The sequence below is a fragment of the Mesobacillus boroniphilus JCM 21738 genome, assembly GCF_000517385.1.
GTDB classification, from domain to species: domain Bacteria; phylum Bacillota; class Bacilli; order Bacillales; family Cytobacillaceae; genus Mesobacillus; species Mesobacillus boroniphilus.
Genome location: NZ_BAUW01000060.1, coordinates 1 through 25,603 on the forward strand (window position 1 = coordinate 1; position 25,603 = coordinate 25,603).

The window sequence follows — 25,603 nt, forward strand, 5'->3', positions numbered from 1 at the left end:
GTTTGTGTCGATAACCCACCACAGGCAGGATAGTATCTTTTATTAAATTCAATTCAACATACAAAGGCTTATGAAACAATGATACGGAATAGGGATTTAAATTGCTGAAACAGTTTTATTTAAGATTTCCATTCAGTAATTTGTCTTTTTTTGTTACAATTAAGAATTACGGAGAGTCTTTTTCGACAAATTTTTTAGACTAAATAATTGCATTGAAATAATGGTTGAGGAGAAATATAAATGAATATTATAGACCTATTTAGTGGGTGTGGGGGTTTATCGTTAGGATTTGAGTTAGCGGGTTACAACACCTTATTAGGAATCGACAACGATGAAGCTGCGGTAAATACTTTTGTTAAAAATCATAAAGGCAGTATCGGTATTAGCACAGATATTACTGAGGTTTCAGGAGATGAGATTAGAAGATTAGTAGGAAATAAAAATATTGATGTGGTTATTGGTGGTCCTCCATGCCAAGGGATGTCTTTGGCTGGACCTAGAAAACTCCATGACCCAAGAAATAAACTTTATCTTTCCTTTATCAGAATTGTTCAGGAACTACAACCGAAAGCGTTTGTTATAGAAAATGTTCCTGGTTTAGTAAGTCTGTTTAAAGGTGCTATAAAAGATAGTATATTAGAAGAATTCCAAGAAATGGGTTATAATGTTAGTTATCAACTTTTAAATTCTGCTGATTATGGTGTTCCTCAAACTAGAAAGAGAGTTTTCTTTGTTGGTTTAAAAAATGGAGAGAAATTTAAATTTCCCGAACCTAAGATTTTCTTTGAAAGTGATTGGGTTACTACAGAAGAGGCAACTTCAGATTTACCCGTATTAGAAGATTCTTTCGGGAACGACATTGAGCACTATATTACGGAACCACAAAATGATTTTCAGAGATATTGTAGGAATAACTCAAAGGCAGTATTTAATCATCAGGCAACTAATCATAGTGACCAAACTAAACAAATTATAAGCTTAGTTCCTGAAGGTGGGAATTATAAAGACCTTCCAGAAGAATTTAGAGGAACTAGGAAATTTAATGTGGCTTGGACGAGATACCATAGTAAAAGACCAAGTTTAACCATTGATACTGGTCACCGTCACCATTTCCACTATAAAGCCAATCGAGTGCCAACTGTTAGAGAAAATGCTAGGTTCCAATCTTTCCCTGATGATTTTATCTTTTATGGAAATAGAACTCAGCAATACCGACAAGTTGGAAATGCAGTTCCTCCACTATTAGCAAAGGCACTAGCAGAAGAACTATTAAAATATTTATCATAGCTTAACTTTCGGGGTGAATTAAATGACATTGTACAATGTACCAAGCAAGCATTACTTTAGATTACATCATCCTAGACCCCGCTTCAAGAATGACATAGAAAACGTATTAATTTATTTTGCATCTGAAATTGCAGCAATTGGCAGAAAACGAATAAGGGATTTCGTACTAGATTTTGATTTTGCAATTAAAAAATATCCTGGGAATTTAACTAAAACTCAAAAGACCATTAATAACTGGCGTACTGAAATTGACGCACTATTCTCTTTTATTGAACGAGAAGGAGACTATCTTAAACCAAGTAAAAGAGCTATAGAATTGGCAACTAACCAGGACTTAGTAAAGTTCTTTAAGTTGTTTTGCTATCATTTTCAGTATCCAGGAGGTTTTTTAAAGCCTCATGTTAACTTAGAATATTTAAGGAACGGCATCAACTTTCGTCCATGTTCTTACATACTTGAATTGTTAACGGAAGCTGAAGCACAAGAAGGGGTACGTGTTGGCATAAGTAAGTCAGAAGCCACACACTGTATCTTTAATGACTTGCGTGTAACAAGGGATGGCAGAACACCAAAAGCCACTTGGAGATTGATTCGGAAAAACAGACAGATGGACTTAGAGTACGACTGGAGAGGCGATGTCATAAGGTATGCAGGGGATATATTGGATTACATGGTGCAAGCTAATTTATTAGTCAGCAGACCTAATCATAAATATTATATTAACCAGACTGAGAGCATCGCCATACGCAGGTTCCTAAATCCAACCAATGATTTGTTTGACTATTATAACGAAATTGCTGATGTTGCTACTCTCACGTTATCAGAAGTTAAAGAATTAGACGCGGAATGGGTTTCTTATTTCAATACACCTCGTGATGAAGGATTTTTTGATACTGACATACTCGCATTGGTAGCAGATACAACAAGTCAGTATCAAGAATTAAAGAGTCTTATCGACTTAGATAGAATAATTGCTGAAGGTGGATTATCATCTACAGGTAGTATTGGTTCAATAGGTGAAAGCCTAATATTAAATCATGAAAAGAAACGATTAGTTCAAGAAGGTCGACCAGACCTTGAACATCTGGTAAAATTAATACCTACTCAGTACGCTATCGGATACGATATTAATTCTAGAGAAATAAATGAAACACACAGGAATATTGAAGTGAAAACCACTTCTAGTACCACTCCTCTTGCCTTCACAAGGTTCCATTTAACACCCAATGAATGGAGTGCTGCGGATTCAAATAAAGAAAGATATTTTGTATATCGTTTAATGGTTACCAAAGGCTCAATAAAGCTCTGTGTTATTCAAGACCCCGTTGGTAACTATAAAAATGGCAATTTATCAGCTATACCACGTAATGGTATGGATATTATTTTTGACCCCAATAAATGTGGAATAGAGGAGACTCTTTTAATATAAAGAAGGTGAAGTTAAATGTATAAAGTTGCTTCTCTGTTTTCAGGCTGCGGTGGAGGAGATTTAGGACTTAAAGGCGGCTTTGAGTTCTTAGGAGAGCAGTATGAAAGCCTCCCCTTCGAAACAGTGTTTGCTAATGAAATTGACGCAAAAATCGCGGAAATATTTGAAGAGAATTTTAATATTACTCCAGATGTTAATGATATAAGGAATGTTCATGAAGACGATATACCTGAACATGACATTTTAGTTGGTGGATTTCCATGTGTTTCTTTTTCTATAGTAGCTCAGAACCCTAAGAGATTAGGAATTAAAAATGACGAAACAGGAAAACTGTTTTTTGAGATGGTTAGAGTATTAAAAAAGAAGCAGCCCATGGCTTTTATTGCTGAGAATGTAAAAGGACTTCTTTCAGCAAATAAAGGAGAAGCATTCCCCTTAATAGTTCAGGAGTTCGAAGGAGCAGGATATACAGTTAAGTATAGACTTCTAAATGCTGCGGAATATGGTGTTCCTCAAAATAGATACCGTGTTTTTATTGTTGGCATACGAAATGACCTAAATGTTAACTTTGAGTTCCCTGAACCAAATTATTTTGAAGAAGGGAGCCTTTTCGATAAGTCTTTTATCCCATTGAAGAATATTATTTTCCCTGAAAATCAAATTGAAGAGAAATACTATTTTAGTGAAAAAGCAGTTGAAGGGATGCTAAAGGCAAAGAAAGATATGAACAAAGGACGAGCCCAGGATATCACAAAACCATGTAATACGGTGGGAGCACATTTAGCCAAGGTCAGTCTGAACAGCACTGACCCTGTATTAAAACTGAATGGTAGATATCGTAGATTTACTCCTAGAGAAGTTGCACGGATTCAGTCTTTCCCTGATTCCTTTAAGCTTGTAAGAGCTGAAGGAACCCAATATAAAGCGTTAGGTAACGCGATTCCACCTGTTTTAATGTGGAATGTTGGGAGAAAATTGGCTGATGTTTTAATTGAAGTTGAAACTAAAAATCCTAAGAATACAAAATTACAACTCATCTGATAATAGAAAAGAAGCAGCTACTAGAGGCTGCTTCTTTTAGTTCAACCCACTTTAAAGGGTTCTTAATGTTTGGCGTCTCTTAACATTCCTAATAGTTCATTGTAAAGCCTTAAATCACGTTTAGAACATTTATTATGTCTATCCATCATTGATTGTTTACACAATCTAATCTTATCCTCTAAAAATAGCTTTACCATTTGTAATTGTGTCTTTGAGCTCACTTATCATATACCTCCATTCTTATTATCACATACCACAGGTAAAAGGTATGTAAAGAGAATTGAGTTAACTTTTTTATATGGAAGCTTTACTTTATACATATGCACAGCATTAGTGAATATTTAACAATGAAAAAAATTATAAAGGTTTATTGTTATTTAACTTAATTTGTATTTGAATATATAGAAAAATCTTTAGAGCCCTTACATATTTTATGGGTTTTCTTTAAATCTCTCATTCTTACTCTATAGTTCAAAAGGTAAATATAATGGTGATTTTTAAATTTCTGTACAAAACAGCCCATCTTATTAGTAAAAACATAAAGAGACATATTTCTCCAATTGCTGTATAATTTTTATTAAATACCGTACTGGTCATTATATTAAGCTGGATAGTTTCAAAGGGAGTGTTTAACTTGGTTCAAGAAGAAAATGATTGGCTTTATAAAGAAGAAGATGCAGAAACGGCAGATGAATACGTTTTTAATGAATATGATATAACTTCCTCTCCTAACGATTTTAATATTCTTACTATATATAACTTTTTAGAATCTGGAGTTGTTAAAATACCGTCTTTTCAAAGAAATTTTGTTTGGGATATTGTAAGGGCGTCAAAATTAATTGAATCACTAATCATTGGTTTACCAATCCCTCAAATTTTTCTTTATGAAGAGGCTCGTAACAAATTTCTTGTTATTGACGGACAACAAAGGCTAATGTCAATTTATTATTTTATGAAACAACGGTTTCCTAGAAAAGATAAACGAACTAAATTAGGTAATATCTTTGACAAAGAAGGAAAGATACCCGATGAAATATTAGAGAGTTCTGAATACTTTAGACCGTTCAAATTAAAATTAGCTGATAAGCCTGGGAGACCAAACAAATTAAAGAATTTAACTTATGAAACACTAGGCGAATATAAAACTAATTTTGACCTGCGTACTGTAAGAAATATAATAATTAAGCAAAACCATCCTGAAGAAGATAATTCGTCAATTTACGAAATCTTTTATCGCTTGAATTCGGGAGGTCTTAACTTACGTCCTCAAGAGATTCGTTCTAGTTTACATCATTCTAAATTTGACGATATGTTAAAAAGAATTAATATTGATGAAAAGTGGAGAAGGTTACTTGGTCAGCCAAATCCTGATTTGCGCTTAAAGGATATAGAGATATTGCTTCGAGGTTTTGCAATGTTGTACGAAGGAGAAAGCTATAGAGCCCCTATGGTTAACTTCTTAAATAAGTTTGCTAATACCTCTCAAAAGTTTGATGATAAAGAAATAGAATATTTAGAGAAACTATTTTACTCATTCCTAAATAGTTGTGAACAATTAGAGCCAACTGCTTTTTATACAAAAACAGGGAAATTTAATATTTCTACATTTGAGGCTGTGTTTACTGCAACATGTCAGCCATACCTAAAGGAAAAATCTTTAGTTGACCATTATATTCAGCAAAAGAATATTCAAGAATTAAGAGAAAATCCAGAGTTTGTAGAGGCAACACATTCAGCAACTGCTAGTTCGGATAACGTAAAATTACGTTTAAAAATTGCCCAAGAAACTCTTGAAGTTCAATAAAGGTAATTTTATATGGAAACTATTATCGATATACAGTTTAAAGAAAATAAAGAACTCCTGGATTTTCTCGAAGGTCAAAATGAAGTATCATTCCGAAATGATATGGATAATAAACTTAAGAAGATATTGTTGTTATCTGGTGCTAGCTACTTTGAAAAAGAAATCACTGATATTGTGGTCAAGTATATACAAGAACATTCGGCGGGTAATGACTTTATTGTATCTTTCGTAAAGAATAAAGCAATACAAAGACAGTACCATACGTATTTTGATTGGAAGGGCAAAAACGCTAATCAATTTTGGGGACTCTTTGGAAGTGATTTCAAGACTGAAACTGAAAAGCAAATAAAAGAGAAAGAGCTTGAAAGTAACGTGAAATCCTTTCTTGAATTGGGAGAGCTAAGGAATAATTTAGTTCATCAAAATGCAGGAACCTATGTTATAGACAAAACAACTGAAGAAATTTATGGATTGTATAGAAATGCTTTACCTTTTTTGTCTTATTTGAGGGAAAGGTTATCATAGGTTGTTTGGTCACACGGTTGGTCACTTATTATAAATTCCTTAAAATAACTAGGGGACAAAAAACCTTCCGTGAATTGATACAAACCTTATTCAAACGCACTTTAAAGTACGTAAAATTATTAAAGGAAAAAGGCGTCATTGAATTGACAGGGTAGAGGTCGCTGGTTCGAACCCAGTAGGAATCATACTAAAAAAGCTTCAATCCTTTTCTTAAGGGTTGAAGCTTTTTTGTTTGTCTCTCACATCAAATTTGGCGGTATTTGTTCATTGCGCAAGACCGAGGGTGGTGTATTAAAAATATAAGGAGGTGCTGGTTTAAGTTTAGGTTTTGGCCCAAAAGGTGCAGGATTTTGGACGTACTGGAATGTACCGAGTCCGTCCATGCTGGTTCCGCTTGCCCATCTGCCTGCCGCACTTTCGTCTCCCTCTGAAAGATTAAACAGTACGTAGGAAACTTCCTGTTTTTCCAGGTGTTTCGGGAAGGTGCTTGGCACTACTACATTTTCCTTTGCTTCTAATTCTTTTATAGCTGCGATCCATTGATTTTGGTGCATGGTATCTCGTGCGAGCAGCCAGGAAAGCATATCCCGTACTCCACGGTCCGTCGTTTCATAATATAGTCTTGCAACCTGGAGCCTTCCCTGGGATTCAGCATTCAAATTTGCCCTGAAGTCGGCGAGAAGGTTGCCGCTCGCGGCGATGTAATCTGCTGTCCAACGGTTTCCAACACTGTCAGCCGGCATTGCTCCCAAGCCTGATACGATGATATGCTGAGGGTTCATGCCTCCTAAAATCGCCTTCATCATGGGATCCTTTGCAGCTTCCTCTTGTGCTGCAACAGGTGCTCCATCTAAAAGCCTGGCGACCATGGTAGACAGCATTTCAATATGGGCGAGTTCTTCTGTCCCGGTATCCATCAGGAGATCCCGATACTTCCCATCACCGCGCGTATTCCATCCCTGGAATAAATATTGCATTGCAACTGAAATTTCTCCGAATTGACCACCAATAACTTCCTGAAGTTTTCTGGCATAGACAGGGTCTGGCCTTTCTGGTTTTGCTTGATACTGTAATTCTTTAACGTGATAAAACATCGTATTCCTCCCCAAAACAAAATTCACACTCCAATGCTATGATATGGGCGATTTCAGTTTAGGGAACTTGGACCTGCAAACTGAGGGGGAATTGCTGATTGTATTTCTTCAGCGATTAGCTCATTTATTTAATAAAAAAGAAATAGAATGAAAAAGGAACTTATTTGTGGTGGTGATTTAAATCCTGAATAAGGGGGGATGGACAATCTTTTTTTTTAAAAGAAAAGTTAAGCCGCCTATTAAAGCGATTGAAGAAAGTTTGAAAAGAAGGCAAAAAGTGAAATTGGCTAAAAACCCCTCAGAAGAAGAGACAAAAATTATAAAAGAGATAAAGTTAAAGACCGAGAATCTAAACAAAAACAATATTACTAGAACGAAAGCGTACCTGGACTTTTATAAGATGCACCCGGAAATCCACTGGGCATTCCTGGCCCATATGGTGTCCCGGAATGGCGGATGGAGCATGACGGATTTAAAAGGAGAACTATTAACAAGACTGTTATCCAAAAAAGAAAAAAGCTCTTTTTTCTCATTCCTTGAACGAGGCAATTGGCTTATTTTCCAGGATGCGTTTCCACAGCTGCTGCTTTATGAAGAAAGTCTTAAAAGGAATGAACCGCTATTCAGGCTGCTTTCCCACTTTAATGTTTCGGTCTTTATTGAGACGATATGGGATTATTATTGGGAATCGTCTAATTCATCCATGCTCACAATTGGCCTGATTATTAATGAACAAAACTATATTGAAAACAGAGTTATCCAAAATCAAAATTATATCAAGGATGTATTCAGTACCCTGGAGTTTGAAATACAGGATTTCCTGTCCTTCAATCAAATTCTTTTCCCATACAATGACTATGGTGTGACTAAGCTGGCTGGACAGACAGTGAACCAGTTTCAATCATTGCATGAACGAATCCAATTAGGAAAAAGACTGTATGCCATTCTTTTTGATAAAGAGGTATTGAAAAAGGTGGAAGAGTGGGCTGTGGCACACCCACATATGGGTTCACGAAAAGATTACTGGCCCCATATCTTCAACGATGTGCATGAAGGCATTCCTGGACTTAAATATCAAATAAAATTTACTTCCTGCAAGTTAAAACCAGGGGCAAGGAGAATCTACAGCCCAAAACTTCATAATGCCTGGAAAAACGTTAAACATCCTGAGGCCGAGGCTGGGGAATGGTTTGATGATTTTAAAGTGTTAGACTATCTTACTGGGATAGATGAACCTTCTATTGGAAATATAGAATATGATTACTGCCAGACACTTGAAAAGCTTGAACTTGCTGCTTTTGCCAAGAAGATCATTTCTATCCTTGATTAGAGATGAAAAAAGAAAATGGTTTATTTTTCTAGACGAATCATAAAACATTCTATATAGTAGAGATGACAATTGGAGAATTGGAAATGTAGGGGAGCCGGTGGTGCCGGCTGAGAAAGTGTCGATAGATGCTGACCCTTTAACCTGATCTGGTTAGTACCAGCGTAGGGAACATCTTCTGATAGACGTTTTTTCGTTTATTATGGATTTTTTCATGCGCTTGGGATTCCCTGAGCGCATTTTTTATTTTACTAACTTTACCTATCCTTCTTTTCCACCTTCATTGTCAAATAAATAGAGAAGAGGGGAATAAATGAAGAAGTTATTAATCTTGTTTTCTGCATTTTTATTAGTCTGGAGTCTGGCTGCTTGTTCTTCAAGCCAGTCATCAGCGGAGAAAGAAGACAAATTGAAGAAGGTTTCCATTGTGCTTGATTGGACACCGAATACAAATCACACAGGAATTTATGTTGCAAAAGAAAAAGGCTATTTCAAGAATCATGGTTTGGACGTAAAGATAATCCTTCCGGGGGAAGCGGGAGCAGACCAGCTTGTGGCATCAGGAAAATCGGAATTCGGAGTAAGTTATCAGGAAGGAATCACCCAGGCTAGAATCCAGGGGATACCGCTTGTTTCACTGGCGGCTGTTCTTCAGCATAATACATCAGGATTTGCCTCGCCTAAGGCCAAAAATATAGTTTCACCAAAAGACTTTGAAGGCAAAACCTATGGCGGCTGGGGATCCCCAATTGAAAAAGCTGTAATCAATTCATTAATGAAACAAGAAAATGCCGATGTGGAGAAAGTGAAAATTATTAATATGGGAGACTCTGACTTTTTTACCGCCGTGAATCGTGATATTGATTTTGCCTGGATTTATTATGGGTGGACGGGAGTCGAGGCGGAAATTCGCAATGAACCTATCAATATGGTGTATCTAACAGATTACTCAGCTAAACTTGATTACTACACACCAGTCATTACTACGAATGAAAAAATGATCAAGGATGACCCGGGTACAGTCAAAGCATTCATGGCTGCCCTTACTGAGGGATATGAATTTGCAATTGAGCACCCAGCTGACAGTGCGGATATTTTGATTAAGAAGGTACCTGATTTGGATGAAGAGCTAGTGAAGAGAAGTCAGGAATGGCTTTCCCCTAAGTACCAGGATGACGCTGAGCGCTGGGGAGAGCAAAAGCTGGAGATTTGGGAGAATTACAGTGAATGGATGTTTGAAAATGGCCTTCTGGAGAAGGAATTAGAAGCAGAAAAAGCTTTTACGAATGAATTTTTACCGAAGAGGGGGAATTAATGATGGCAACAGCGTTAGTGAGTGTACAAATTATTCCTAAGGCTTCTTCAACCAAGGAGGTCATTGGATTGGTTGATGAGGCAATCAAAATCATTGATTCGTCTGGTGTAAATTATGAAGTTCACCCGCTTGAGACAACAATGGAGGGCGAGCTGGAGCACCTGTTGGCTGTGATTGCTGAGATGAATAAGAAAATGATTGAGCTCGGATCTCCAAACGTGATCTCTCAGGTGAAAATCCTGTATCAGCCAGAAGGCATCACGATGGGCAGACTGACGGAGAAATATCGCTGATGATGACGCTATGGAATAAAGGATGGAGGCCATGTCTGGTTCTCCTCCTATTCTTCTTATTTTGGGAAGTGATTGCTCGTGTTCAGGAGGTACCGGCATGGCTGCTGCCTGCTCCGTCTGTCATTTTTAAAGAAGCATGGACGAGTTATCCATTATTTTTGCCGGATATTGGAGCAACCTTGACATTGGCGATTATCGGCCTTTTACTGGGCTCAACCATCGGATTTTTAATTGCATGATGCTTCACTTAATACCTTCTCTGAGAAACGCATTCTATCCATTGCTGATCTTATCGCAAAATGTACCAATCATCGTTTTGGCTCCTTTGTTGGTCATTTGGTTCGGTTTTGGTTTTTTGCCTAAATTGCTCATCATCATTTTAGTTTGTTTTTTTCCGGTCACTATTGCTTCATTGGATGGCTTCAGCAATGTTCCAAGAGAGCTTCTGCATTATATGAGGATGTCAGGCGCAACACGGTTCCAGATATTTGCGAAGCTTGAACTCCCTAATTCACTGTCACCTCTGTTTTCTGGATTGAAAATAGCAGCGACATACAGCGTCATGGGTGCTGTCATTTCAGAATGGCTGGGGGCTGAGAAAGGAATAGGTGTTTTCATGACACTATCCTCCTCAGCTTTCAGGACAGACAGGGTTTTTATTGCCATTTTCATTATTATCTTTTTCAGCATGCTGCTCTACAGTGTTATTGTGATGATTGAAAAGAATGTGATTAAGTGGAAGGTCAAAGGTGAGAAATGATGGAAGCAAAAATCAGACTTGAAAATGTCACCAAATCCTTTAAAGATACAGGGGTAGTGCTTGATGATATTACTTTGCATGTGAATGATGGAGAATTTGTTTCCATTATTGGTCCTTCTGGCAGTGGGAAAAGCACCATTTTTCAATGTATTGGAGGCCTGATTCAACCTGAAAAAGGAGAATTGTTTCTGGATCATAGAAAAATTAACGGTGAAACAGGGAATATAGCGTATATGCCCCAGCAGAACTCGCTACTGCCCTGGAGGACAGTAATAGATAATGTCTTGCTGGGCCAGGAACTATTCCATAAGCCTGATAAACAAGAAGCTCAAAAATGGTTAAGAAAAATAAACTTATTTGACTATCAGGATGCTTATCCACACCAGCTTTCAGGAGGGATGAAGCAAAGAGTCGCCTTTTTAAGGACGCTTCTAAGTCCACAATCTGTTTTGCTGCTCGATGAGCCATTCTCTGCACTGGATGAGTTCACACGATTTGATATGCAAAAGTGGCTGTTATCGATCTGGGAAGCGAAGAGGAAATCCGTTCTGTTTATTACTCACAACATTGAAGAGGCTATTTTTTATCTGATCGGATCTATCTCTTATCTCCTAGGCCAGCTAAAATCATTCGTGAGATCGAGGTATCTTTTAAAAGGCCGCGAACAGACACTTTGCTTGTGGAAAGCGAGTTTCTCGAGCTGAAAAGGGAAATATACAGCGATTTGAAGGCAGGTGGATTGCATGAAAGTGTTTGATGCTCATATTCATTTTGATAAATATACAGAAAGAGATCAAAATCAAATTATCAAAACGTTAGCGGAAGAGAAGGTGGAAGGTATGATAACAGTCTCAATGAACCTTTTATCCAGCAAAGAAAACCTGAGATTGGCTGATCACCATCCAAATATTTATCCTGCCTTTGGCTACCATCCTGAACAGCCTCTGCCAACTGATAATGAAGTTGGAGAACTGTTAAATTGGATAGAATCTAATAAAGAAAAAATGGTCGCTGTCGGTGAAGTTGGACTGCCTTATTATCTGCGGAACAAGGCTAAAGGCAGCAGGTTTCCTTATCGGGGTTATGTGGAGGTTTTAGAGCAATTCATTGTTTTGGCCAAGAAGCTGGATAAACCGATTATCCTTCATGCAATTTATGATGATGCATCTGCAGTATGTGACCTGTTGGAAAAACATAATTTAAGGAAGGCTCATTTTCATTGGTTTAAAGGGGATAAAAAACAATGGAGAGAATGGTGGAGAACGAGTATTTTATATCATTCACTCCAGATATCCTATACGAAATCGAAACCAGAGAGGTTGCAGAATTTTATCCATTACATATGACCATGCCAGAAACAGATGGACCTTGGCCTTTTGAAGGGATTTTTCAAGACAAGCTGACTCAGCCTTCAATGGTTCATCATGTGGTCCAGCAAATTGCCGCCATTAAGAAGGTCAGGGTTGAAGATGTGTACAACAGTTTGTACAACCAGGTGAAAAGCTTCTATCAAATATAATATAAACGAAAGGATAGGCTGCTCCTATCCTTTCGTTTATATCAGGGTAATTGCCATTGACAGAATCAGGGATGATGCAGGTGCTGTTCTTGGTCTTTAATTAAATATAAGTCATTAATCCAGTCATCCCCAAGAAGACTTCCTGAATACAGGTAGATGATAAACAATGTGAAAATAAGGACTGGTTTTATGATATATTTTTTTGATTTAATGGATGCCTCATTTTTTGAAAGTATCTTAAAAAGGAATAGGGCTGCAAGTGATACCGTCAAGAAGATATTGATCAAGGTCAGCGATTTTTCAGGCATCAGCATTTCTCCAAGCATTGCCCCATCATCCCGCCCATCATCCCGGACATAAGACCTTCGATTGCTGCAGCAGCACTGACCAAAGCCCCCATTATAGTGCCGGCCGCTGCCCCTATAAGCATTGATAGAATGGTAGAAAGAAATAAATCACCTTGAAAAACAGTTCCAAATAAAACTCCACTAGTCAATCCAATATTCATGCCGAGATACATTGAAATAATCATTCCGTTCATGCCTGTCAATCGATCTTTGTTACGAAGTACAAGCATAATGGAAAGCAGAAGTGTAACGGCGAGGCTAAAAAGAACATAAGCATTAAAAATAATCATGGCAAGCCTCCTTTTCACCATCATATGAAAGGCGAGGACAAACCATTACTATGTTTTTAGGGAGGATCTCCTTGGAAATGTTGCCATTTATATCGGTTTTGTTTACTGCTGTATCCTCAGGGTAGAAAAATAATAGATGGAGATCATCTAATTCGAACTCAGGAGGGATTATTAAATGAATAAGAATAAAGCTCCTAACAAAGGGTTGAATACGGAACAGAACAATAGTTTGACTGATGCTCAGGAAGTGCTTTACGCAAAGGAATTCACTCGTGCAGTAAAGGCGGAAAATAAGTACAGAGAAGAAAACGGAATCAAAGGTAAATAGATAGACAAAAGGATGGCTTTTAGGCCATCTTTTCTATTTCCATATTTCATGGAGAAGAACTCAATGTTTAGTCCAAAATGTGACGGATATTGGTCCTATGTAGGCAAAATCACACGCTTTGTTAAATGGTAAATAGCCGTTTTGGCATACAAGTCTTAGTTTTGAGTATCTCAGTTTTAAGACTTTAAATGTCACAACAGAAAGCATTACGCCCAATCAGCGAAAGCGTAAAAACTTGAATGGAGGTAATAGTCTATGGAAAAGACAATCGTAGGTGGAGTATTCAGGAATACAGACGAAGCAATTGGTGCAATTAGAAGACTTAAGGAAATGGGATTTGACGCTCACGATTTATCGATCTTTGCAAAAGACGATGATAAACTGGAGAACATCGAAGACAAAACGGATGTAGATGTAATTGAAAATGATTCTGATCGAGGAAAAAATGCTGGTAAGGGTGCCGGTATTGGCGCTGGGACTGGTGGCGTCCTTGGAGGAATCGCTGGTCTGATTGCCGAAATCGGCCTGCTTTCGATTCCTGGGATTGGTGTCCTTGCTGCCGCTGGTCCGCTTGCAACAACGTTGAGCGGTGCAGCAATTGGCGCTACAGGGGGCGGAATTGTAGGTGCACTGACAGGCGCAGGAGTAACGGAAGATGACGCCAAGGAATATGAGAGATACTTGAAGGATGGCAATATCCTGGTGTTAGTCAAAGTGGATGAGGAAAGAAGAGAGGAAATCCATACCACTTTTAGAGACTCTAATTCATTAAACACTGATATGTATGTGGCTTCCTAAGCTGGAGGGCAAGAGGCATTCCTTTGGATAGGGATGCCTCTATTTTATGGGTGATAAATGGTTTTGCATGAAACTCACAAAGAGGCTGGGACAAAACCCACCTCTGAGATGAAAAAGCCGGTGGAATTTTACGACAAGTAAAATTTCACCGGCTTTTGATTATTTATTAAATAGAAATAAGGACCACTTCTGATAAAATAAAGTTACCACACAAAATTCAATCAGAAAGAAGGGTCCTTATGTTTAAAGATTATAACATGAATCAAATTGTTTTACCTTTAGATTTAGCCATTAAATTACAAGAAAATGATATTGCGTTCTCCATCCACCATTTGGTCGAAAGTATTCCAGAAGAAGCCTTCGATGCGTTTAAACGTCAAACAGGCTGTCCATCTTATCACCCACGCATAATCCTTAAAGTCATTTTATGTGGCTACACGCAGTCTGCTTTCTCCGGTAGGAAAATAGAAGATTTAACTAAAGATAGTCTACGTATGATGTGGCTCACGCAAGGATATGAGCCAAGCTATCGCACGATCAATCGTTTCCGAGTTCACCCTGATATGAAAGAACTCGTTCGCCAATGTTTTGTGCAGTTTCGTGTCCAGCTCGTACAAGAAAAACTTATTGATCAAGAAGCCATTTTTATTGATGGTACAAAAGTTGAAGCTAACGCCAATAAATTTACGTTCGTTTGGAAGAAGGCTGTGGAGAAGCATCTTGATAGTCTCGTTGAAAAATCGAATAAAATGTACAATGAGTTACTAGAAAAGCAAATCATTCCTGAATTAAAGCGTGAAAATGAGGAGCAGCTCTCTATTGAAGAACTTACACAAATCGCTGAAGTGTTAGAGGAAGTTGTCGAGGACTATACACAAAAAATTGAGAACTCCGATGATGTCTCTATACGAAAACAGTTACGTAGTGAGCGGAAAACGCCGAAACAGATTCTGAAGCAAATGAATGATTGGATTGAACGTAAGCAAAAGTATGAAAATGATTTTGAGATTTTTGGTACACGTAACAGTTATTCCAAAACAGACAAAGATGCGACATTTATGAGAATGAAAGACGATTACATGAGAAATGGACAACTATAACCTGGCTATAACGTACAAATCGCAACAGAACGACAATACACATTAGCATACGGTATTTTCCCTAACCCAACAGATACAAAAACATTGACACCCTTTCTTGACCAAATAGAAGAACAGTACTTTGAATTACCAGAACATATCGTGCAGATGCCGGCTACGGGAGTGAACAAAATTACGAAGATATCATGTCAAATCGTAAAAAAACACCTTTAATTACATATAATCTCTACTTAAACGAGAGGAAAAGAAAGTTTAAGAGCGATCCGTTCAAAACAAGTAACTGGGCTTATGATGAAACGAATGACACCTACACATGTCCAAATGAAAAGAAACTGACGTTTCAATCCCATTCAACACGTACAGATAAAACAGGATTTCAGCGCCAATTTAAAATTTATTCATGTGAAGACTGTACAGGTTGCCCATTACGAGAGTTTTGTACAAAGGCGCAAGAAGGTACAAACCGTAAAATCGCGGTTAACGAGAAATGGGAGCAACAAAAACAATATGTTCGAAACAAGCTTTCAGAAGAAAAAACAGGCTCTATCTATCGTCAACGTAAAATTGATGTAGAACCAGTTTTTGGATTCTTGAAGGCTAATTTAGGTTTCACTCGATTTTCTGTTCGAGGAAACTCAAAGGTTGAAAACGAAATGGGCCTTGCATTAATGGCTGTTAATTTAAGAAAATATGCGAAAAGAGGATAAACTCTGAATCGCACACCTCACAATAAAATCTAAAAAGTGAAATCGCATCGACGATTTCACTTTTTTTAGATTTCAGAAGCTATTTGTCCCAGCCTCTGTAACTGATGAGAATCTATCCGGTAAGTTTTGGCCACTCATTATAACGAATAACATGGTAAATGGCCAGCCCATCACTATAATTGCCGTTGCCGTAATCAACTGGAATCAATGAAAAGGTTGCCAGCCAGACAGAAAAATAGGAATAGCGGACATAGATTGAATGAGGTTCTAAGATCCTTGCGAGATAAGGATATTCAGCACCAATATTGATCCAAGGTTAAAGATGATTCCGCCAGCATGGACAAGAAAGTGGGTAAGACGATTGTTCCACTTTAACTGTTCATACTCACAAAAAGCATCCAAAAAATACATGCTGTTTAAACTGAATGGTCCTTTCTTGAAAACTGTTTTGCCCCGCCCAAGTGAGAAAGTGAATTTCCCTCCAAAGATCCATGCAAAAAAAGAATGGCCTAATTCATGTATCAGTGAAACGACAGGATAAATAAGTAAGAGGGCCAATAGAAAGCCCACGAAGTCAGAAAAACCGAACATGGTTCAGCGACCTCCTCTCCTAATAATGGTTAGTTTTAGTAATGGCTTGTTGTTTATTGTTATATCCGCCTTCTTTAATTTTCGCTTTATTAGTTAGACTTAGGAACTGAATGATAATCGAAAAACATTTGGCTGGGAAACAGCAAAGTTTATGCAAAGAACCTAAGTAATCAATGTACAAGTTTTACCCATGGACTGGTCATATAAACGAAGATATAGATTGAAAAATATGACACGAATACCTTTTTATTTTCTCTCGTTCCATAATCTGTACAAAATGGTTTTTTAAAAGTTGAGAAACATTCAAATTTAAAATCCGCCTATACCCTTCGTGGGAACACGAATAGGATAATACAGAATAAATAAACGCAGGAGGGGAAAATATGTCACGTGAAAAAGGAAAGGTTATCCATGTAGATAAACTTACAATTCATGCCAAAGAAGTTGAAATCATTCAGGAAAGGCCAGAGGGTCACCATGAGGATAGAAGGCATCCGTTTGATTTCTTTAGTCCAAGAAGAAGATTGGGTCGTGAATTTGAAAAAGAGAAACACAATGAGGAAGAAAGCAGCTCGGAAGAGGGAAGGAATGAAGGTCACAGAGGGCCAAGGTGGCTCTAGAAAGCGATTGTCTTGAAATTCACTTTATAAAAACAGGAACCGCCTATTTGGCATTTCCAATATATTTTATAATAAATAACAGCTTGCAGACTTCTAAATCTGCAAGCTGTTTTATTAATCCTTATGCTGGTGCGTCAAGTTCATCATCTTCAATGCGTTTTTCGTGGTGTTCGACGTCTTTTCTGGCGTTGAAACGGTCAGCTTTTTCCAGAGTGACTGTGATGTTGTAGTCCGGGATACCGGCATACTTTTCATAGCGTCCCCTTGGCAGAAGGAAGTTTCCTTCAGGGAAGTGGACCTGGACGTTACCCCGTGAAATATCTACGAATTTAGCTCTGCCCTGGAAGACACCGAAGCCGTTGTATAGAACAATTCCTTCTCCTTCGGCAATGCTAAGGTCCTGTGCGTCTTCTGCATTCAACAGGACATCATAGCGTCCAGCACCGTTAAGTGGATCCACTTCATTGTAGACCATGGAATTGAATTGTTTTCCACGACGGGAGGTAACGATGAATTGTCCTTCCTTTTTACCAAGTTCAGGGATATCAACTGAAATTAAATTTCCTTTTCCATCTGAAGTAGGACAGATTCCGTCCTCACATAACCAAGCCCCACCCCACTGGAACACATCTCCTGCTTTTTTAAGATGTTGTATTCCATCATAATTAGGATTTGCCAGTGCGATTTCATTCCGAATCTCCTGTGCATCTTTAAAATCAACCAAATGCGCAGTCTCAGGCTTGACCCGCTTAGCTAAATCAATATAGATTTTCCACTCTGCGCGAGCTTCTTCAACCTGATTCTTGTTGCCCTCGATTTCCGGACTGAAATAAACCATTCGCTCAGTGGAAGTGGAAGTTCCTCCGCCTTCTTGTTCATAACGAGTCTTCGCAGGAAGGACAATGACGGCTTCCCTTGCATCAACAAGGTAGAAGTATTCAGAATGATATCCTGATGGACACGAATTTCGAGTTCAGACAATGCTTTTTCCACAAAGTTTGGGTCTGGCATCGTTTCGAGAAAATTGCCTCCAGATAAGTAATACATTTTGATTTTGCGTTCATGTTCTTCAGAAAGCAAAATATTCTCGAGAGTTACTCCGACGATGTCGCCTTGCCAATTCGGAAGTTCGAATCCCCATAGATCCTCAATTCGCTTAATATTTTCCCCAAGAAAATCTCCGCCTGGAAGAACGAAAGGATCTGCACCCATTTCACCGCTGCCTGAACAGAAGAGTGTCCGCGGAAAGGCATCAGACCTGCGTGCTTTCGGCCAAGGTGTCCCCGGAGCAATGCCAGGTTTGCCACTTGTGAAATATTGTCTGTTGCAAATGAATGCATCGTCAAACCAAGAGCCCATGCATAAACTGCATTTTTGCTGTTGGCGAGCAGTTCCGCCAACTCGATAATGCGTTCTTTAGAAATGCCAGAAGATGCGACAATGTCTTCCCATTCTTGCTCCTGGACCTTTGTTTTCAATTCCTTAAAGCCATTCACATGCTCTTGAACAAATTCATGATTGATGGCTGAACCGTGCCTGATTTTCTCCATATCAAACCAATGCTTCATGATCCCATGCATGAAAGCAATGTCTCCACCGATATTGACCTGGTAGAAATCATCCGCGATTTTCGTGCCGAATAGAGCGGATTCTGGATTTGAAGGAATCCAGTATTCATCCATTGCCGGTTCTCTATATGGATTGACGACAATGATTTTTGTTCCCTTTTTCTTTGCTTCCAGCATATATTTCGACGAAACCGGTGAACTGTTAGAGGCTACGCTGCCCCAGAACAACAAGACATCAGTGCCAATCCAGTCCTGGTAATTAGAAGTAGAAGCCCCAACGCCAATGGACCTTTTTAGCGCTGTTTTAGAAGGTGAATGACAAATCCGGCTTGCATTATCAATATTGTTCGTACCTAGAAAGCGGGAGACTTTTCCGGCTACATAGTAAGATTCATTTGTAATCCCTCGGCTTGTCAGGTAGAAAGCGTATTGTTTTGGATCAAGCTTTTTCGCTTTCTCTGCAATCATATCCATTGCATCATCCCAGGTAATGCGGGAAAACTTCCGCTCACCCTTCCTGCGGATCATTGGGTAGGGGATACGTCCCAGTTTGCGAAGTTGGGTGCTATCATATTTCCTGAGCTCATCAATATCTGCATGAAGGATTTCCGGCTTGATTGCTCCGACAGTATTCAGCCTGAGGACATTCAATCTTGTCGTACAAATATGAGGACCTGTTAATGTCTGGTCATGGAGACCGGATACACCTAATGCACAACCATCACATACTCCCTTGGTCAGGATGTTGGTCGCGTAGCCGAAGTTGTCCCGATTGTCCCAAAGAGTTTTCATGGTATCTCTTATATGTTTCGGCTTAACCTTGCCAAGCCCGAAAGGAATCGGACTTACCCAGTGCTTTGGCGCTGGCATTGCCGCTTTTTTCTGCGGTCCTGGATGTTTTGTTTTACCCAATTTGAAACACTCCCATTTATAACAATCTTTAAGTCTATAAAAAACCACCGTTAACCTGAAGACGCTGCTCCAGGTTCTAACGGTGGTTAACCTTTAGCAGGTTCGCTGCCAAGTGTCATACCTTATATGTTACTGAATTTTTCTTGAATATCCTCATCAAAAACAAAGATGGACATTCCAAAATCACGATCGATATCTATATCTACAAAAAGTTCTACCAACTTGCATCCTAGAAACTCTTCCATTTCCAATGGAGGGTTCTTTCGGTACATTTCTTTTACCATTTCCGTTCTCGCAGCCCTCAGTGCCTGTTTTCCTTCATTTGCTGATGCAATGAATTTTTCTACAGGTGAAAGGTTTCCTTCCATTTCACAGATGGCCCATTTTTTACAGAAGGTAGTGGTTATTTTGCTTGGCCCTTTTCCCATATGCTTTTTGCGAAAAGATCGGACCAGATTGCTGAATTCTGCCTCGTATTTATTCATGATATCCTCCTGTCATCTATACAGGTTTTAAGATGATTGGTATTTTACCATACGATGAGGCAATTAAAAAGAATTAACCAGCCAGTCTTTCATTTGCTTCATTTTGTTTTCGAAGTTTATTGATGTCACGACGGATTAAAATGGACACCGCCAGGGCAATAACAAACAGTCCGCTGAAGAACGTCAAGCTTGTTGCGTAGCTTCCTGTAGTGTCTTTCATCCAGGCTGCAAACATTGGTCCAGCCAATCCTGCAGCTGCCCATGCAGTAAGGATATAGCCGTGTATCGCACCTAGCTGTTTTGTTCCAAATATGTCACCTATGAATGCTGGGATGGCCGCAAAACCGCCGCCATACATTGTGTAAACTACCGCAAGCATTACCTGGAATAGAAAGGCTTCCTTTGTATTGGGCAGCAGCATGAATAAGAGAATCTGTGTTGCAAAGAAAATTGTGTAGGTGTTGGGGCGGCCGATATAGTCAGAAATCGAAGCCCAAGCTATTCGTCCAAATCCGTTGAATAAACCTAAAACTCCAACCAGTGCTGCTGCCTCTGCAGTAGTTAAGCCAATACTTCTTCAGCTAACGGTTTTGCAGCTGAAAGGATCGCGATACCGCAAGTAACATTGATGAAGAGCATGATCCATAAATAGTAAAAACGTGAAGTCTTAATTGCTTCGTTGGCTGTCAGCTGGGAAAGATCTTTCTTGACTTTCACTTTTCCAGACTCTGCTTTTTCCTTGAAGCCTTTTGGAGCCCAATCAACTGGTGGTCTTTCAAGGTATAGTGATGATAGTGTCATAATAATAAAATAAGCTGCGCCTAGAATGTAAAATGTTTTGGCAGTGCCTACAGATTTAATCAGAGAATCCATGATTGGGCTGCTGATCGCTGCTGCGAATCCAAATCCCATGATGGCAAGTCCTGTTGCTAGACCGCGTCGGTCAGGGAACCACTTTACTAAAGTCGAAACGGGTGCTATGTAACCCACCCCAAGTCCTATGCCTCCTAAAACACCATAAGTAATATACAATAATGGCAATGATCCAAGATTAACCGCAAGGCCTGACCCTAAAATTCCTGCTCCGAAAAAGCCCGCTGCAAGTAGCCCGGCTTTTCTGGTCCATGCTTCTCCACAAAATGTCCAAGGAATGCAGCTGATAACCCTAAAAAAAGGATTGCAAGGCTAAAGGTAAATTGTACTTCCTTGGAAGTCCAACCGAACTCCTCGATTAATGGGTTCGTAAAATTGCTCCAGGCGTACACTGAACCAATAGATATATGGATTCCCACTGCAGACGCAGCGATAAGCCATCGGTTCTTCGTGTTTTTCATGCTTTTTCCCCCTTACTTTAATTTTCCAAAAAACAATTCGATATGACATTGAAGTTTATGGAATCTACTAAACTGCAAATAGAGAGATTCCAAGCTCGATATGTATACTGTTGTTGTTCGCTGTTCTCTCTCAAAAAACCAAAAACCGTCAATCTTTCCAAGCCCGCCAGAAAGAAGCGGACATTGACAGAAAAATTGACGGTTAGTAATAAGCAGGTATCGCTACTATGGACCAACAGTTAATCGCTTATATATCCATTACACCTTAACCGACGACAGGATCGCTATCTCGAATCAAAATATGACAGAATAGTGAACTTCGGAAAAATTTTATCATCTTAGAACTGCAGATGCAATACATTTTAGGTTGCTAATTCAATTTTACACTATGGGTGTGTTGTAAATTTTTCTTGAGAAAAATAAAAAAGTGTGTTTAGATTTTAAGTATTCTCAAACTCTTAAAATTCAGGTGACGACTATGTTAGAAAATATGAGTGATAAATATACCATAAAAAAATACAAGGATGGACAATTCCTGGATGTAGAGGATGTCATCGTAAACGAATTTCCATTGACGATTTATGTAAATGACATTGAGTTTGCCACGATGGTTTGCACTCCTACACATTTTGAGGAAATGGTTGTCGGTTTTCTGGCATCCGAAGGGGTTATCCGTTCCTACAATGACATCCATTCACTTAGCATCGATGAAAGCAGAGGCTATGCTTACGTTATGCTTAAGGTGAGTATGACAACAAACCAGGAGTATTATTCAAAACGCTTTATTGGATCCTGTTGCGGGAAGAGCCGTCAATTTTATTTTCACAATGATGCCCGGACAGCGAAAACCTCGATGTCCAATACAACCATATCAGCGACTCAGAGCATTGCACTGATGAACCAAATGCAAAACAGCTCTCAGGTGTTTCTTGAAACTGGAGGAGTACATAATGCAGCTCTTTGTTCCCATGATGAAATGATTGCGGTTCGCACGGATATTGGAAGACATAATGCGCTGGATAAGTTATATGGATATAGCATTTTGAATAGGTTGCCTGTGAGAAATAAAATCATTGTATTTAGTGGCAGGATTTCCTCAGAAGTACTATTGAAGGCTGCGAAGATCGGGGTAGGCATCGTCCTGTCCAAATCAGCTCCAACAGACCTTGCTATCAAACTAGCTAAGGACTTAAACATAACTGCTGTGGGTTTTATCCGTGGAAAATCCTTTAATGTGTATTCCTGCCCAGAAAGAATTATTGATTAAAGTTTTTTTATATTCTGTTTCATCGAACAAAATTCATTTGAAATATAGTATTATTTTCATGCGATTTCTAATAGACCAAATATACTAAAAGCCAGACTCCATATATGGAGTCTGGCTTTTCCTAGTATAATGTAATTTTTTCGCGCACATTGTCGGACATGGAAGAATCCGGAGTATCAGAGCATATAGAGGGAAAAAGGAGGCTCGGCAGGCTCAATAGACGAGAACAAAGAATATCACACGATTTGATAAGTTACCAGATAATTTGAATTTCGATTGAATATTACAGGATTGTTACAATTATTGTTATAATGGATTTTCATATTTAGGCGCAATTTTCGGCAGAATAGGAATTTTGGACGAATTCTCACAATATCAGTTTACTATTCTCGAATAATGGGGATAAGTACTTTGGGTTGAATGTTACGATTTTTTATAATTGGGTTATAAGGACCGTTTAACAGAATAAATATTAAAGAAATAAAGATTATGAGGGGGGAGTTATAAACAGTGAAGAAAATTTTTTCATTATTCATTATTATGGTGACCATGTTAGGTCTCCTGGCTGCTTGCGGCAGCGATGAAAAGGCATCCGGTGACGGCGGCATAAAATTGGCTGAGAATGGAAAGTTTACTTTTGCTTCATCTGGTGAATTCAAACCATTCAGCGTGACGAACGGAGAGGGCCAGATGACTGGTTTTGACATTGATGTTGCCGAAGCAGTGGCAAAGGAAATGGGTCTAGAACCAAATCAGAAAAAGTTCAAGTTTGCCAGTATTGTAGAAGGTGTTAAATCTGGGCGCTTCGATGCTGCTGTTGCCAGCCATACTATTAACGAAGATCGCTTGAAGCATGTGGATTTCTCCACACCGTACTACTACTCTGGACCTCAGATTTTTGTAAGACCAGATAGCGATGCAGAAAAACTAAATGATCTTGATGAACTGGAAATAGCAGTTTCAAAGGGTTCTACTTATGCAAAGACTGCTGAAGAAGTGACAGATAATATTGTGCTTTATGACAGTGACGTAACTGCTTTAGAAGCGTTAGCCAATGGAAGGCACGACGCTGTTATAACGGACTTTATTACAGGGAAAGAAGCGATTGGTGCAGGTCTTGAAATCGAAGGCAAAGAACTTCTTGGCCGAAGCGAGCAGGCAATCGCCATAGCCAAAGACAACGATGAATTACTGAAAAAAGTCAACGATGCATTGGAAACTTTAAGAAAAAATGGAACGTTGAAAGAAATCAGTGAAAAATATTTCGGTGAAGATATCACAGCTAAACCGGAGGAATAAGTTGTCAACTTGGAGCGAATGTGCGGTATAACTGCACATTCGTTTCTGCTTAAAATGATGTTTTACCACAAATATAAGAACGATAAATGAGCCCACAGGGAGTTGAATGAATTTTGCCTAGTCTGTCGCATGTTATAGAAGTCTTTTTTGATACGTATGATATATTCCTCAAAGGCATGCTGCTCACATTGCAGGTTACAGCAGTCTCGATTTTGATTGCAATTTTCATAGGATTGTTTTTTGCTTTCCTCAAAATATCAGGAATTAAAGTTTTGGAATGGATTGCATATGCCTATATCTATTTGGTCAGAGGAACTCCGTTGATTGTCCAGATCTTCATCTTCTATTTTGGGATGACCAATTTAAATATCTCCGCTTTCTGGTCTGTAGCCCTTGGACTAGCTTTCCATAACGGCGCCTATATTGCTGAAATCTTCAGGGGAACGATCCAATCTATTGACAAGGGACAAATGGAAGCCGGCCGTTCCCTTGGCATGAGCAGGGTCCTTACAATGCGGAGAATTATCCTTCCACAAGCATTCCGTCGTGCCTTGCCTCCTCTTGGGAATCAATTCATCATTGGCCTCAAGGATTCATCACTAGCAGCATTCATTGGAATGTACGAATTATTCAATGTCGCGACAACAAAAGGGGCAAACGATTTTGACAATATGACATACTTGCTCATCGTTGCTGTGTACTATCTATTCCTTGTTTACTTGATATCTGCTTTGGTTGGAATGCTTGAGAAGAAACTTTCGGTAAGTGATTAAGGGGGGATTTGTTTTGAACGGAAGAGATATAATCAATGTTAAAAAACTGAATAAATCATTTGGCGACCTTCATGTCTTGAAGGATGTGGATATAACGGTAAAAGAAAGCGACGTTGTGTGTTTGATTGGGGCAAGTGGTTCTGGTAAAAGTACTTTGCTGCGCTGCCTGAACTTCCTTGAAATCAAAGATAATGGCCAAATTATCATTGAAGGTGAAGAAGTAAATGCAGATTCTCATGACCTGAACGAAGTACGCCAGAAAATTGGCATGGTTTTTCAGCACTTTAACCTATTTCCTCATAAAAATGTGATTGAGAATATTATCGAGGCACCAATCCATGTAAAGGGGATCAGCAAACCACAGGCGATCAAGGAAGCAAAAGAGCTGCTGGGGAAGGTTGGCCTCGCAGATAAAGAAAAGGTCTACCCATCCAAGCTTTCCGGAGGGCAAAAGCAGCGGGTAGCAATTGCCAGAGCACTGGCGATGAAGCCAGATATCATGCTGTTCGATGAACCGACTTCTGCACTCGATCCGGAGCTGGTTGGAGAAGTACTGGCAACGATGAAGGAACTTGCAGAAGAAGGCATGACCATGGTAGTCGTAACACATGAAATGGGCTTTGCGCGCGAGGTAGCTGATTGGGTTGTCTATATGCATGAAGGCCGGATTGTGGAAGTAGGCAACCCGGATGAAATCTTTGATAACCCAGTAGAAGAACGTACGCAAGAGTTTTTAAGCAAAACATTTTAAAGGATGGACGCTTAGTTTCTCTAAGCGTTCATTTTTTAG

General features: G+C 39.0%; 23 protein-coding genes, 4 pseudogenes and 1 riboswitch. Of the genes and pseudogenes, 20 read left to right on the forward strand and 7 right to left on the reverse strand.

Annotated elements, in window-relative coordinates; genetic code table 11:
• Window positions 1-240: 240 nt before the first annotated feature.
• The 5 genes from JCM21738_RS15070 to JCM21738_RS15090 all read left to right on the forward strand — a co-directional run bounded on the left by JCM21738_RS15070 (window position 241) and on the right by JCM21738_RS15090 (window position 6,086).
• The gene (locus JCM21738_RS15070) at window positions 241-1,287 is read left to right on the forward strand and encodes a DNA cytosine methyltransferase (RefSeq protein WP_023615216.1); all 1,047 of its coding nucleotides are present in this window, start codon (window positions 241-243) and stop codon (window positions 1,285-1,287) included.
• Window positions 1,288-1,309: 22 nt separating this feature from the next.
• A complete protein-coding gene (locus tag JCM21738_RS15075) occupies window positions 1,310-2,716 on the forward strand; it encodes a protein NO VEIN domain-containing protein (RefSeq protein ID WP_023615215.1) in 1,407 nt (468 codons plus the stop codon).
• A 15-nt stretch (window positions 2,717-2,731) separates the two neighbouring features.
• Window positions 2,732-3,757, forward strand: a complete 1,026-nt coding sequence (dcm, locus tag JCM21738_RS15080) for a DNA (cytosine-5-)-methyltransferase (protein ID WP_023615214.1) — start codon at window positions 2,732-2,734, stop codon at window positions 3,755-3,757.
• 634 nt (window positions 3,758-4,391) lie between these two features.
• A complete protein-coding gene (locus tag JCM21738_RS15085) occupies window positions 4,392-5,561 on the forward strand; it encodes a GmrSD restriction endonuclease domain-containing protein (RefSeq protein WP_023615212.1) in 1,170 nt (389 codons plus the stop codon).
• Between the two features lie 12 nt (window positions 5,562-5,573).
• Window positions 5,574-6,086, forward strand: coding sequence for a HEPN domain-containing protein (locus JCM21738_RS15090; protein WP_023615211.1), 513 nt, complete (start codon window positions 5,574-5,576; stop codon window positions 6,084-6,086).
• Between the two features lie 239 nt (window positions 6,087-6,325).
• On the opposite strand, the gene JCM21738_RS15095 is transcribed toward JCM21738_RS15090, so the two are convergent.
• Window positions 6,326-7,180 carry a manganese catalase gene (locus JCM21738_RS15095; RefSeq protein ID WP_023615210.1) on the reverse strand — a complete coding sequence of 285 codons (855 nt, stop codon included), beginning with the start codon at window positions 7,178-7,180 and terminating at the stop codon, window positions 6,326-6,328.
• A gap of 277 nt (window positions 7,181-7,457) precedes the next feature.
• On the opposite strand from JCM21738_RS15095, the gene JCM21738_RS15100 reads away from it, so the two are divergent.
• The 7 genes and pseudogenes from JCM21738_RS15100 (at window position 7,458) to JCM21738_RS15125 (ending at window position 12,394) form a co-directional block, all read left to right on the forward strand.
• Window positions 7,458-8,510 (forward strand): DUF2515 domain-containing protein, encoded by a 1,053-nt coding sequence (locus JCM21738_RS15100; protein WP_023615209.1) that lies wholly within the window; start codon window positions 7,458-7,460, stop codon window positions 8,508-8,510.
• Window positions 8,511-8,587: 77 nt separating this feature from the next.
• A riboswitch (TPP riboswitch) is annotated at window positions 8,588-8,695 on the forward strand.
• A gap of 125 nt (window positions 8,696-8,820) precedes the next feature.
• Window positions 8,821-9,822, forward strand: a complete 1,002-nt coding sequence (locus JCM21738_RS15105) for an ABC transporter substrate-binding protein (protein ID WP_023615208.1) — start codon at window positions 8,821-8,823, stop codon at window positions 9,820-9,822.
• 2 nt (window positions 9,823-9,824) lie between these two features.
• Complete coding sequence (locus JCM21738_RS15110) at window positions 9,825-10,115, forward strand: thiamine-binding protein (RefSeq protein ID WP_031307935.1); 291 nt, start codon at window positions 9,825-9,827, stop codon at window positions 10,113-10,115.
• Window positions 10,115-10,354 (forward strand): ABC transporter permease family protein, encoded by a 240-nt coding sequence (locus tag JCM21738_RS27445; protein WP_369385757.1) that lies wholly within the window; start codon window positions 10,115-10,117, stop codon window positions 10,352-10,354. Before JCM21738_RS15110 ends, JCM21738_RS27445 begins: the two co-directional genes overlap by 1 nt.
• Window positions 10,351-10,875, forward strand: coding sequence for an ABC transporter permease (locus tag JCM21738_RS15115; protein WP_369385758.1), 525 nt, complete (start codon window positions 10,351-10,353; stop codon window positions 10,873-10,875). Before JCM21738_RS27445 ends, JCM21738_RS15115 begins: the two co-directional genes overlap by 4 nt.
• Window positions 10,875-11,579, forward strand: a complete 705-nt coding sequence (locus JCM21738_RS15120) for an ABC transporter ATP-binding protein (protein WP_369385759.1) — start codon at window positions 10,875-10,877, stop codon at window positions 11,577-11,579. Before JCM21738_RS15115 ends, JCM21738_RS15120 begins: the two co-directional genes overlap by 1 nt.
• Before the next feature lie 39 nt (window positions 11,580-11,618).
• A pseudogene (locus tag JCM21738_RS15125) lies at window positions 11,619-12,394 on the forward strand (TatD family hydrolase).
• A 65-nt stretch (window positions 12,395-12,459) separates the two neighbouring features.
• On the opposite strand, the gene JCM21738_RS22590 reads toward JCM21738_RS15125, so the two are convergent.
• Window positions 12,460-12,720, reverse strand: a complete 261-nt coding sequence (locus JCM21738_RS22590; protein ID WP_052019734.1) for a hypothetical protein — start codon at window positions 12,718-12,720, stop codon at window positions 12,460-12,462.
• Window positions 12,702-13,031 carry a hypothetical protein gene (locus tag JCM21738_RS15130; RefSeq protein ID WP_052019737.1) on the reverse strand — a complete coding sequence of 110 codons (330 nt, stop codon included), beginning with the start codon at window positions 13,029-13,031 and terminating at the stop codon, window positions 12,702-12,704. Before JCM21738_RS15130 ends, JCM21738_RS22590 begins: the two co-directional genes overlap by 19 nt.
• A gap of 175 nt (window positions 13,032-13,206) precedes the next feature.
• Here JCM21738_RS15130 and JCM21738_RS23415 point away from each other — a divergent pair, with 175 nt between their 5' ends.
• From JCM21738_RS23415 to JCM21738_RS15140, 3 genes and pseudogenes are all read left to right on the forward strand, one after another.
• Window positions 13,207-13,359, forward strand: a complete 153-nt coding sequence (locus JCM21738_RS23415; protein ID WP_023615202.1) for a YfhE family protein — start codon at window positions 13,207-13,209, stop codon at window positions 13,357-13,359.
• Window positions 13,360-13,614: 255 nt separating this feature from the next.
• The gene (locus tag JCM21738_RS15135; protein ID WP_023615201.1) at window positions 13,615-14,157 is read left to right on the forward strand and encodes a general stress protein; all 543 of its coding nucleotides are present in this window, start codon (window positions 13,615-13,617) and stop codon (window positions 14,155-14,157) included.
• A gap of 239 nt (window positions 14,158-14,396) precedes the next feature.
• A pseudogene (locus JCM21738_RS15140) lies at window positions 14,397-15,949 on the forward strand (IS1182 family transposase); the annotation flags it as partial.
• Window positions 15,950-16,231: 282 nt separating this feature from the next.
• Here the strand turns inward: JCM21738_RS15140 and JCM21738_RS15145 are convergent.
• Window positions 16,232-16,555 (reverse strand): hypothetical protein, encoded by a 324-nt coding sequence (locus JCM21738_RS15145; protein WP_052019740.1) that lies wholly within the window; start codon window positions 16,553-16,555, stop codon window positions 16,232-16,234.
• A gap of 383 nt (window positions 16,556-16,938) precedes the next feature.
• Between JCM21738_RS15145 and JCM21738_RS15150 the strand changes: the two genes are divergently transcribed.
• On the forward strand, window positions 16,939-17,175 hold the full coding sequence (locus tag JCM21738_RS15150; protein ID WP_023615199.1) for a hypothetical protein: 237 nt from the start codon (window positions 16,939-16,941) through the stop codon (window positions 17,173-17,175).
• Between the two features lie 121 nt (window positions 17,176-17,296).
• Here the strand turns inward: JCM21738_RS15150 and JCM21738_RS15155 are convergent.
• The 3 genes and pseudogenes from JCM21738_RS15155 to JCM21738_RS15165 form a co-directional block, all read right to left on the reverse strand.
• Window positions 17,297-19,655 (reverse strand): annotated as a pseudogene (locus tag JCM21738_RS15155) (FdhF/YdeP family oxidoreductase).
• Window positions 19,656-19,777: 122 nt separating this feature from the next.
• The gene (locus JCM21738_RS15160) at window positions 19,778-20,140 is read right to left on the reverse strand and encodes a Na-translocating system protein MpsC family protein (protein WP_023615197.1); all 363 of its coding nucleotides are present in this window, start codon (window positions 20,138-20,140) and stop codon (window positions 19,778-19,780) included.
• A gap of 73 nt (window positions 20,141-20,213) precedes the next feature.
• Window positions 20,214-21,474 (reverse strand): annotated as a pseudogene (locus JCM21738_RS15165) (L-lactate MFS transporter).
• Window positions 21,475-21,952: 478 nt separating this feature from the next.
• On the opposite strand from JCM21738_RS15165, the gene fdhD reads away from it, so the two are divergent.
• The 4 genes from fdhD to JCM21738_RS15185 all read left to right on the forward strand — a co-directional run bounded on the left by fdhD (window position 21,953) and on the right by JCM21738_RS15185 (window position 25,564).
• A complete protein-coding gene (gene fdhD, locus JCM21738_RS15170) occupies window positions 21,953-22,741 on the forward strand; it encodes a formate dehydrogenase accessory sulfurtransferase FdhD (protein ID WP_023615195.1) in 789 nt (262 codons plus the stop codon).
• Window positions 22,742-23,251: 510 nt separating this feature from the next.
• Complete coding sequence (locus tag JCM21738_RS15175; RefSeq protein ID WP_023615194.1) at window positions 23,252-24,040, forward strand: transporter substrate-binding domain-containing protein; 789 nt, start codon at window positions 23,252-23,254, stop codon at window positions 24,038-24,040.
• A 113-nt stretch (window positions 24,041-24,153) separates the two neighbouring features.
• Entirely contained in the window at window positions 24,154-24,813 is a 660-nt protein-coding gene (locus JCM21738_RS15180) for an amino acid ABC transporter permease (RefSeq protein WP_023615193.1), read from the forward strand.
• Between the two features lie 13 nt (window positions 24,814-24,826).
• On the forward strand, window positions 24,827-25,564 hold the full coding sequence (locus JCM21738_RS15185; RefSeq protein ID WP_023615192.1) for an amino acid ABC transporter ATP-binding protein: 738 nt from the start codon (window positions 24,827-24,829) through the stop codon (window positions 25,562-25,564).
• Window positions 25,565-25,603 lie beyond the last annotated feature (39 nt).

What these genes read in the sequence shown, in the direction of transcription:
- JCM21738_RS15070 (WP_023615216.1), top strand. Translation starts at nt 241, where the DNA reads ATGAATATTATAGACCTATTTAGTGGGTGTGGGGGTTTATCGTTAGGA.
- JCM21738_RS15075 (WP_023615215.1), top strand. Translation starts at nt 1,310, where the DNA reads ATGACATTGTACAATGTACCAAGCAAGCATTACTTTAGATTACATCAT.
- dcm (WP_023615214.1), top strand. Translation starts at nt 2,732, where the DNA reads ATGTATAAAGTTGCTTCTCTGTTTTCAGGCTGCGGTGGAGGAGATTTA.
- JCM21738_RS15090 (WP_023615211.1), top strand. Translation starts at nt 5,574, where the DNA reads ATGGAAACTATTATCGATATACAGTTTAAAGAAAATAAAGAACTCCTG.
- JCM21738_RS15095 (WP_023615210.1), bottom strand. Translation starts at nt 7,180, where the DNA reads ATGTTTTATCACGTTAAAGAATTACAGTATCAAGCAAAACCAGAAAGG.
- JCM21738_RS15105 (WP_023615208.1), top strand. Translation starts at nt 8,821, where the DNA reads ATGAAGAAGTTATTAATCTTGTTTTCTGCATTTTTATTAGTCTGGAGT.
- JCM21738_RS15110 (WP_031307935.1), top strand. Translation starts at nt 9,825, where the DNA reads ATGGCAACAGCGTTAGTGAGTGTACAAATTATTCCTAAGGCTTCTTCA.
- JCM21738_RS27445 (WP_369385757.1), top strand. Translation starts at nt 10,115, where the DNA reads ATGATGACGCTATGGAATAAAGGATGGAGGCCATGTCTGGTTCTCCTC.
- JCM21738_RS15115 (WP_369385758.1), top strand. Translation starts at nt 10,351, where the DNA reads ATGATGCTTCACTTAATACCTTCTCTGAGAAACGCATTCTATCCATTG.
- JCM21738_RS15120 (WP_369385759.1), top strand. Translation starts at nt 10,875, where the DNA reads ATGGAAGCAAAAATCAGACTTGAAAATGTCACCAAATCCTTTAAAGAT.
- JCM21738_RS22590 (WP_052019734.1), bottom strand. Translation starts at nt 12,720, where the DNA reads ATGCTTGGAGAAATGCTGATGCCTGAAAAATCGCTGACCTTGATCAAT.
- JCM21738_RS15130 (WP_052019737.1), bottom strand. Translation starts at nt 13,031, where the DNA reads ATGATTATTTTTAATGCTTATGTTCTTTTTAGCCTCGCCGTTACACTT.
- JCM21738_RS23415 (WP_023615202.1), top strand. Translation starts at nt 13,207, where the DNA reads ATGAATAAGAATAAAGCTCCTAACAAAGGGTTGAATACGGAACAGAAC.
- JCM21738_RS15135 (WP_023615201.1), top strand. Translation starts at nt 13,615, where the DNA reads ATGGAAAAGACAATCGTAGGTGGAGTATTCAGGAATACAGACGAAGCA.
- JCM21738_RS15145 (WP_052019740.1), bottom strand. Translation starts at nt 16,555, where the DNA reads ATGTTCGGTTTTTCTGACTTCGTGGGCTTTCTATTGGCCCTCTTACTT.
- JCM21738_RS15150 (WP_023615199.1), top strand. Translation starts at nt 16,939, where the DNA reads ATGTCACGTGAAAAAGGAAAGGTTATCCATGTAGATAAACTTACAATT.
- JCM21738_RS15160 (WP_023615197.1), bottom strand. Translation starts at nt 20,140, where the DNA reads ATGAATAAATACGAGGCAGAATTCAGCAATCTGGTCCGATCTTTTCGC.
- fdhD (WP_023615195.1), top strand. Translation starts at nt 21,953, where the DNA reads ATGTTAGAAAATATGAGTGATAAATATACCATAAAAAAATACAAGGAT.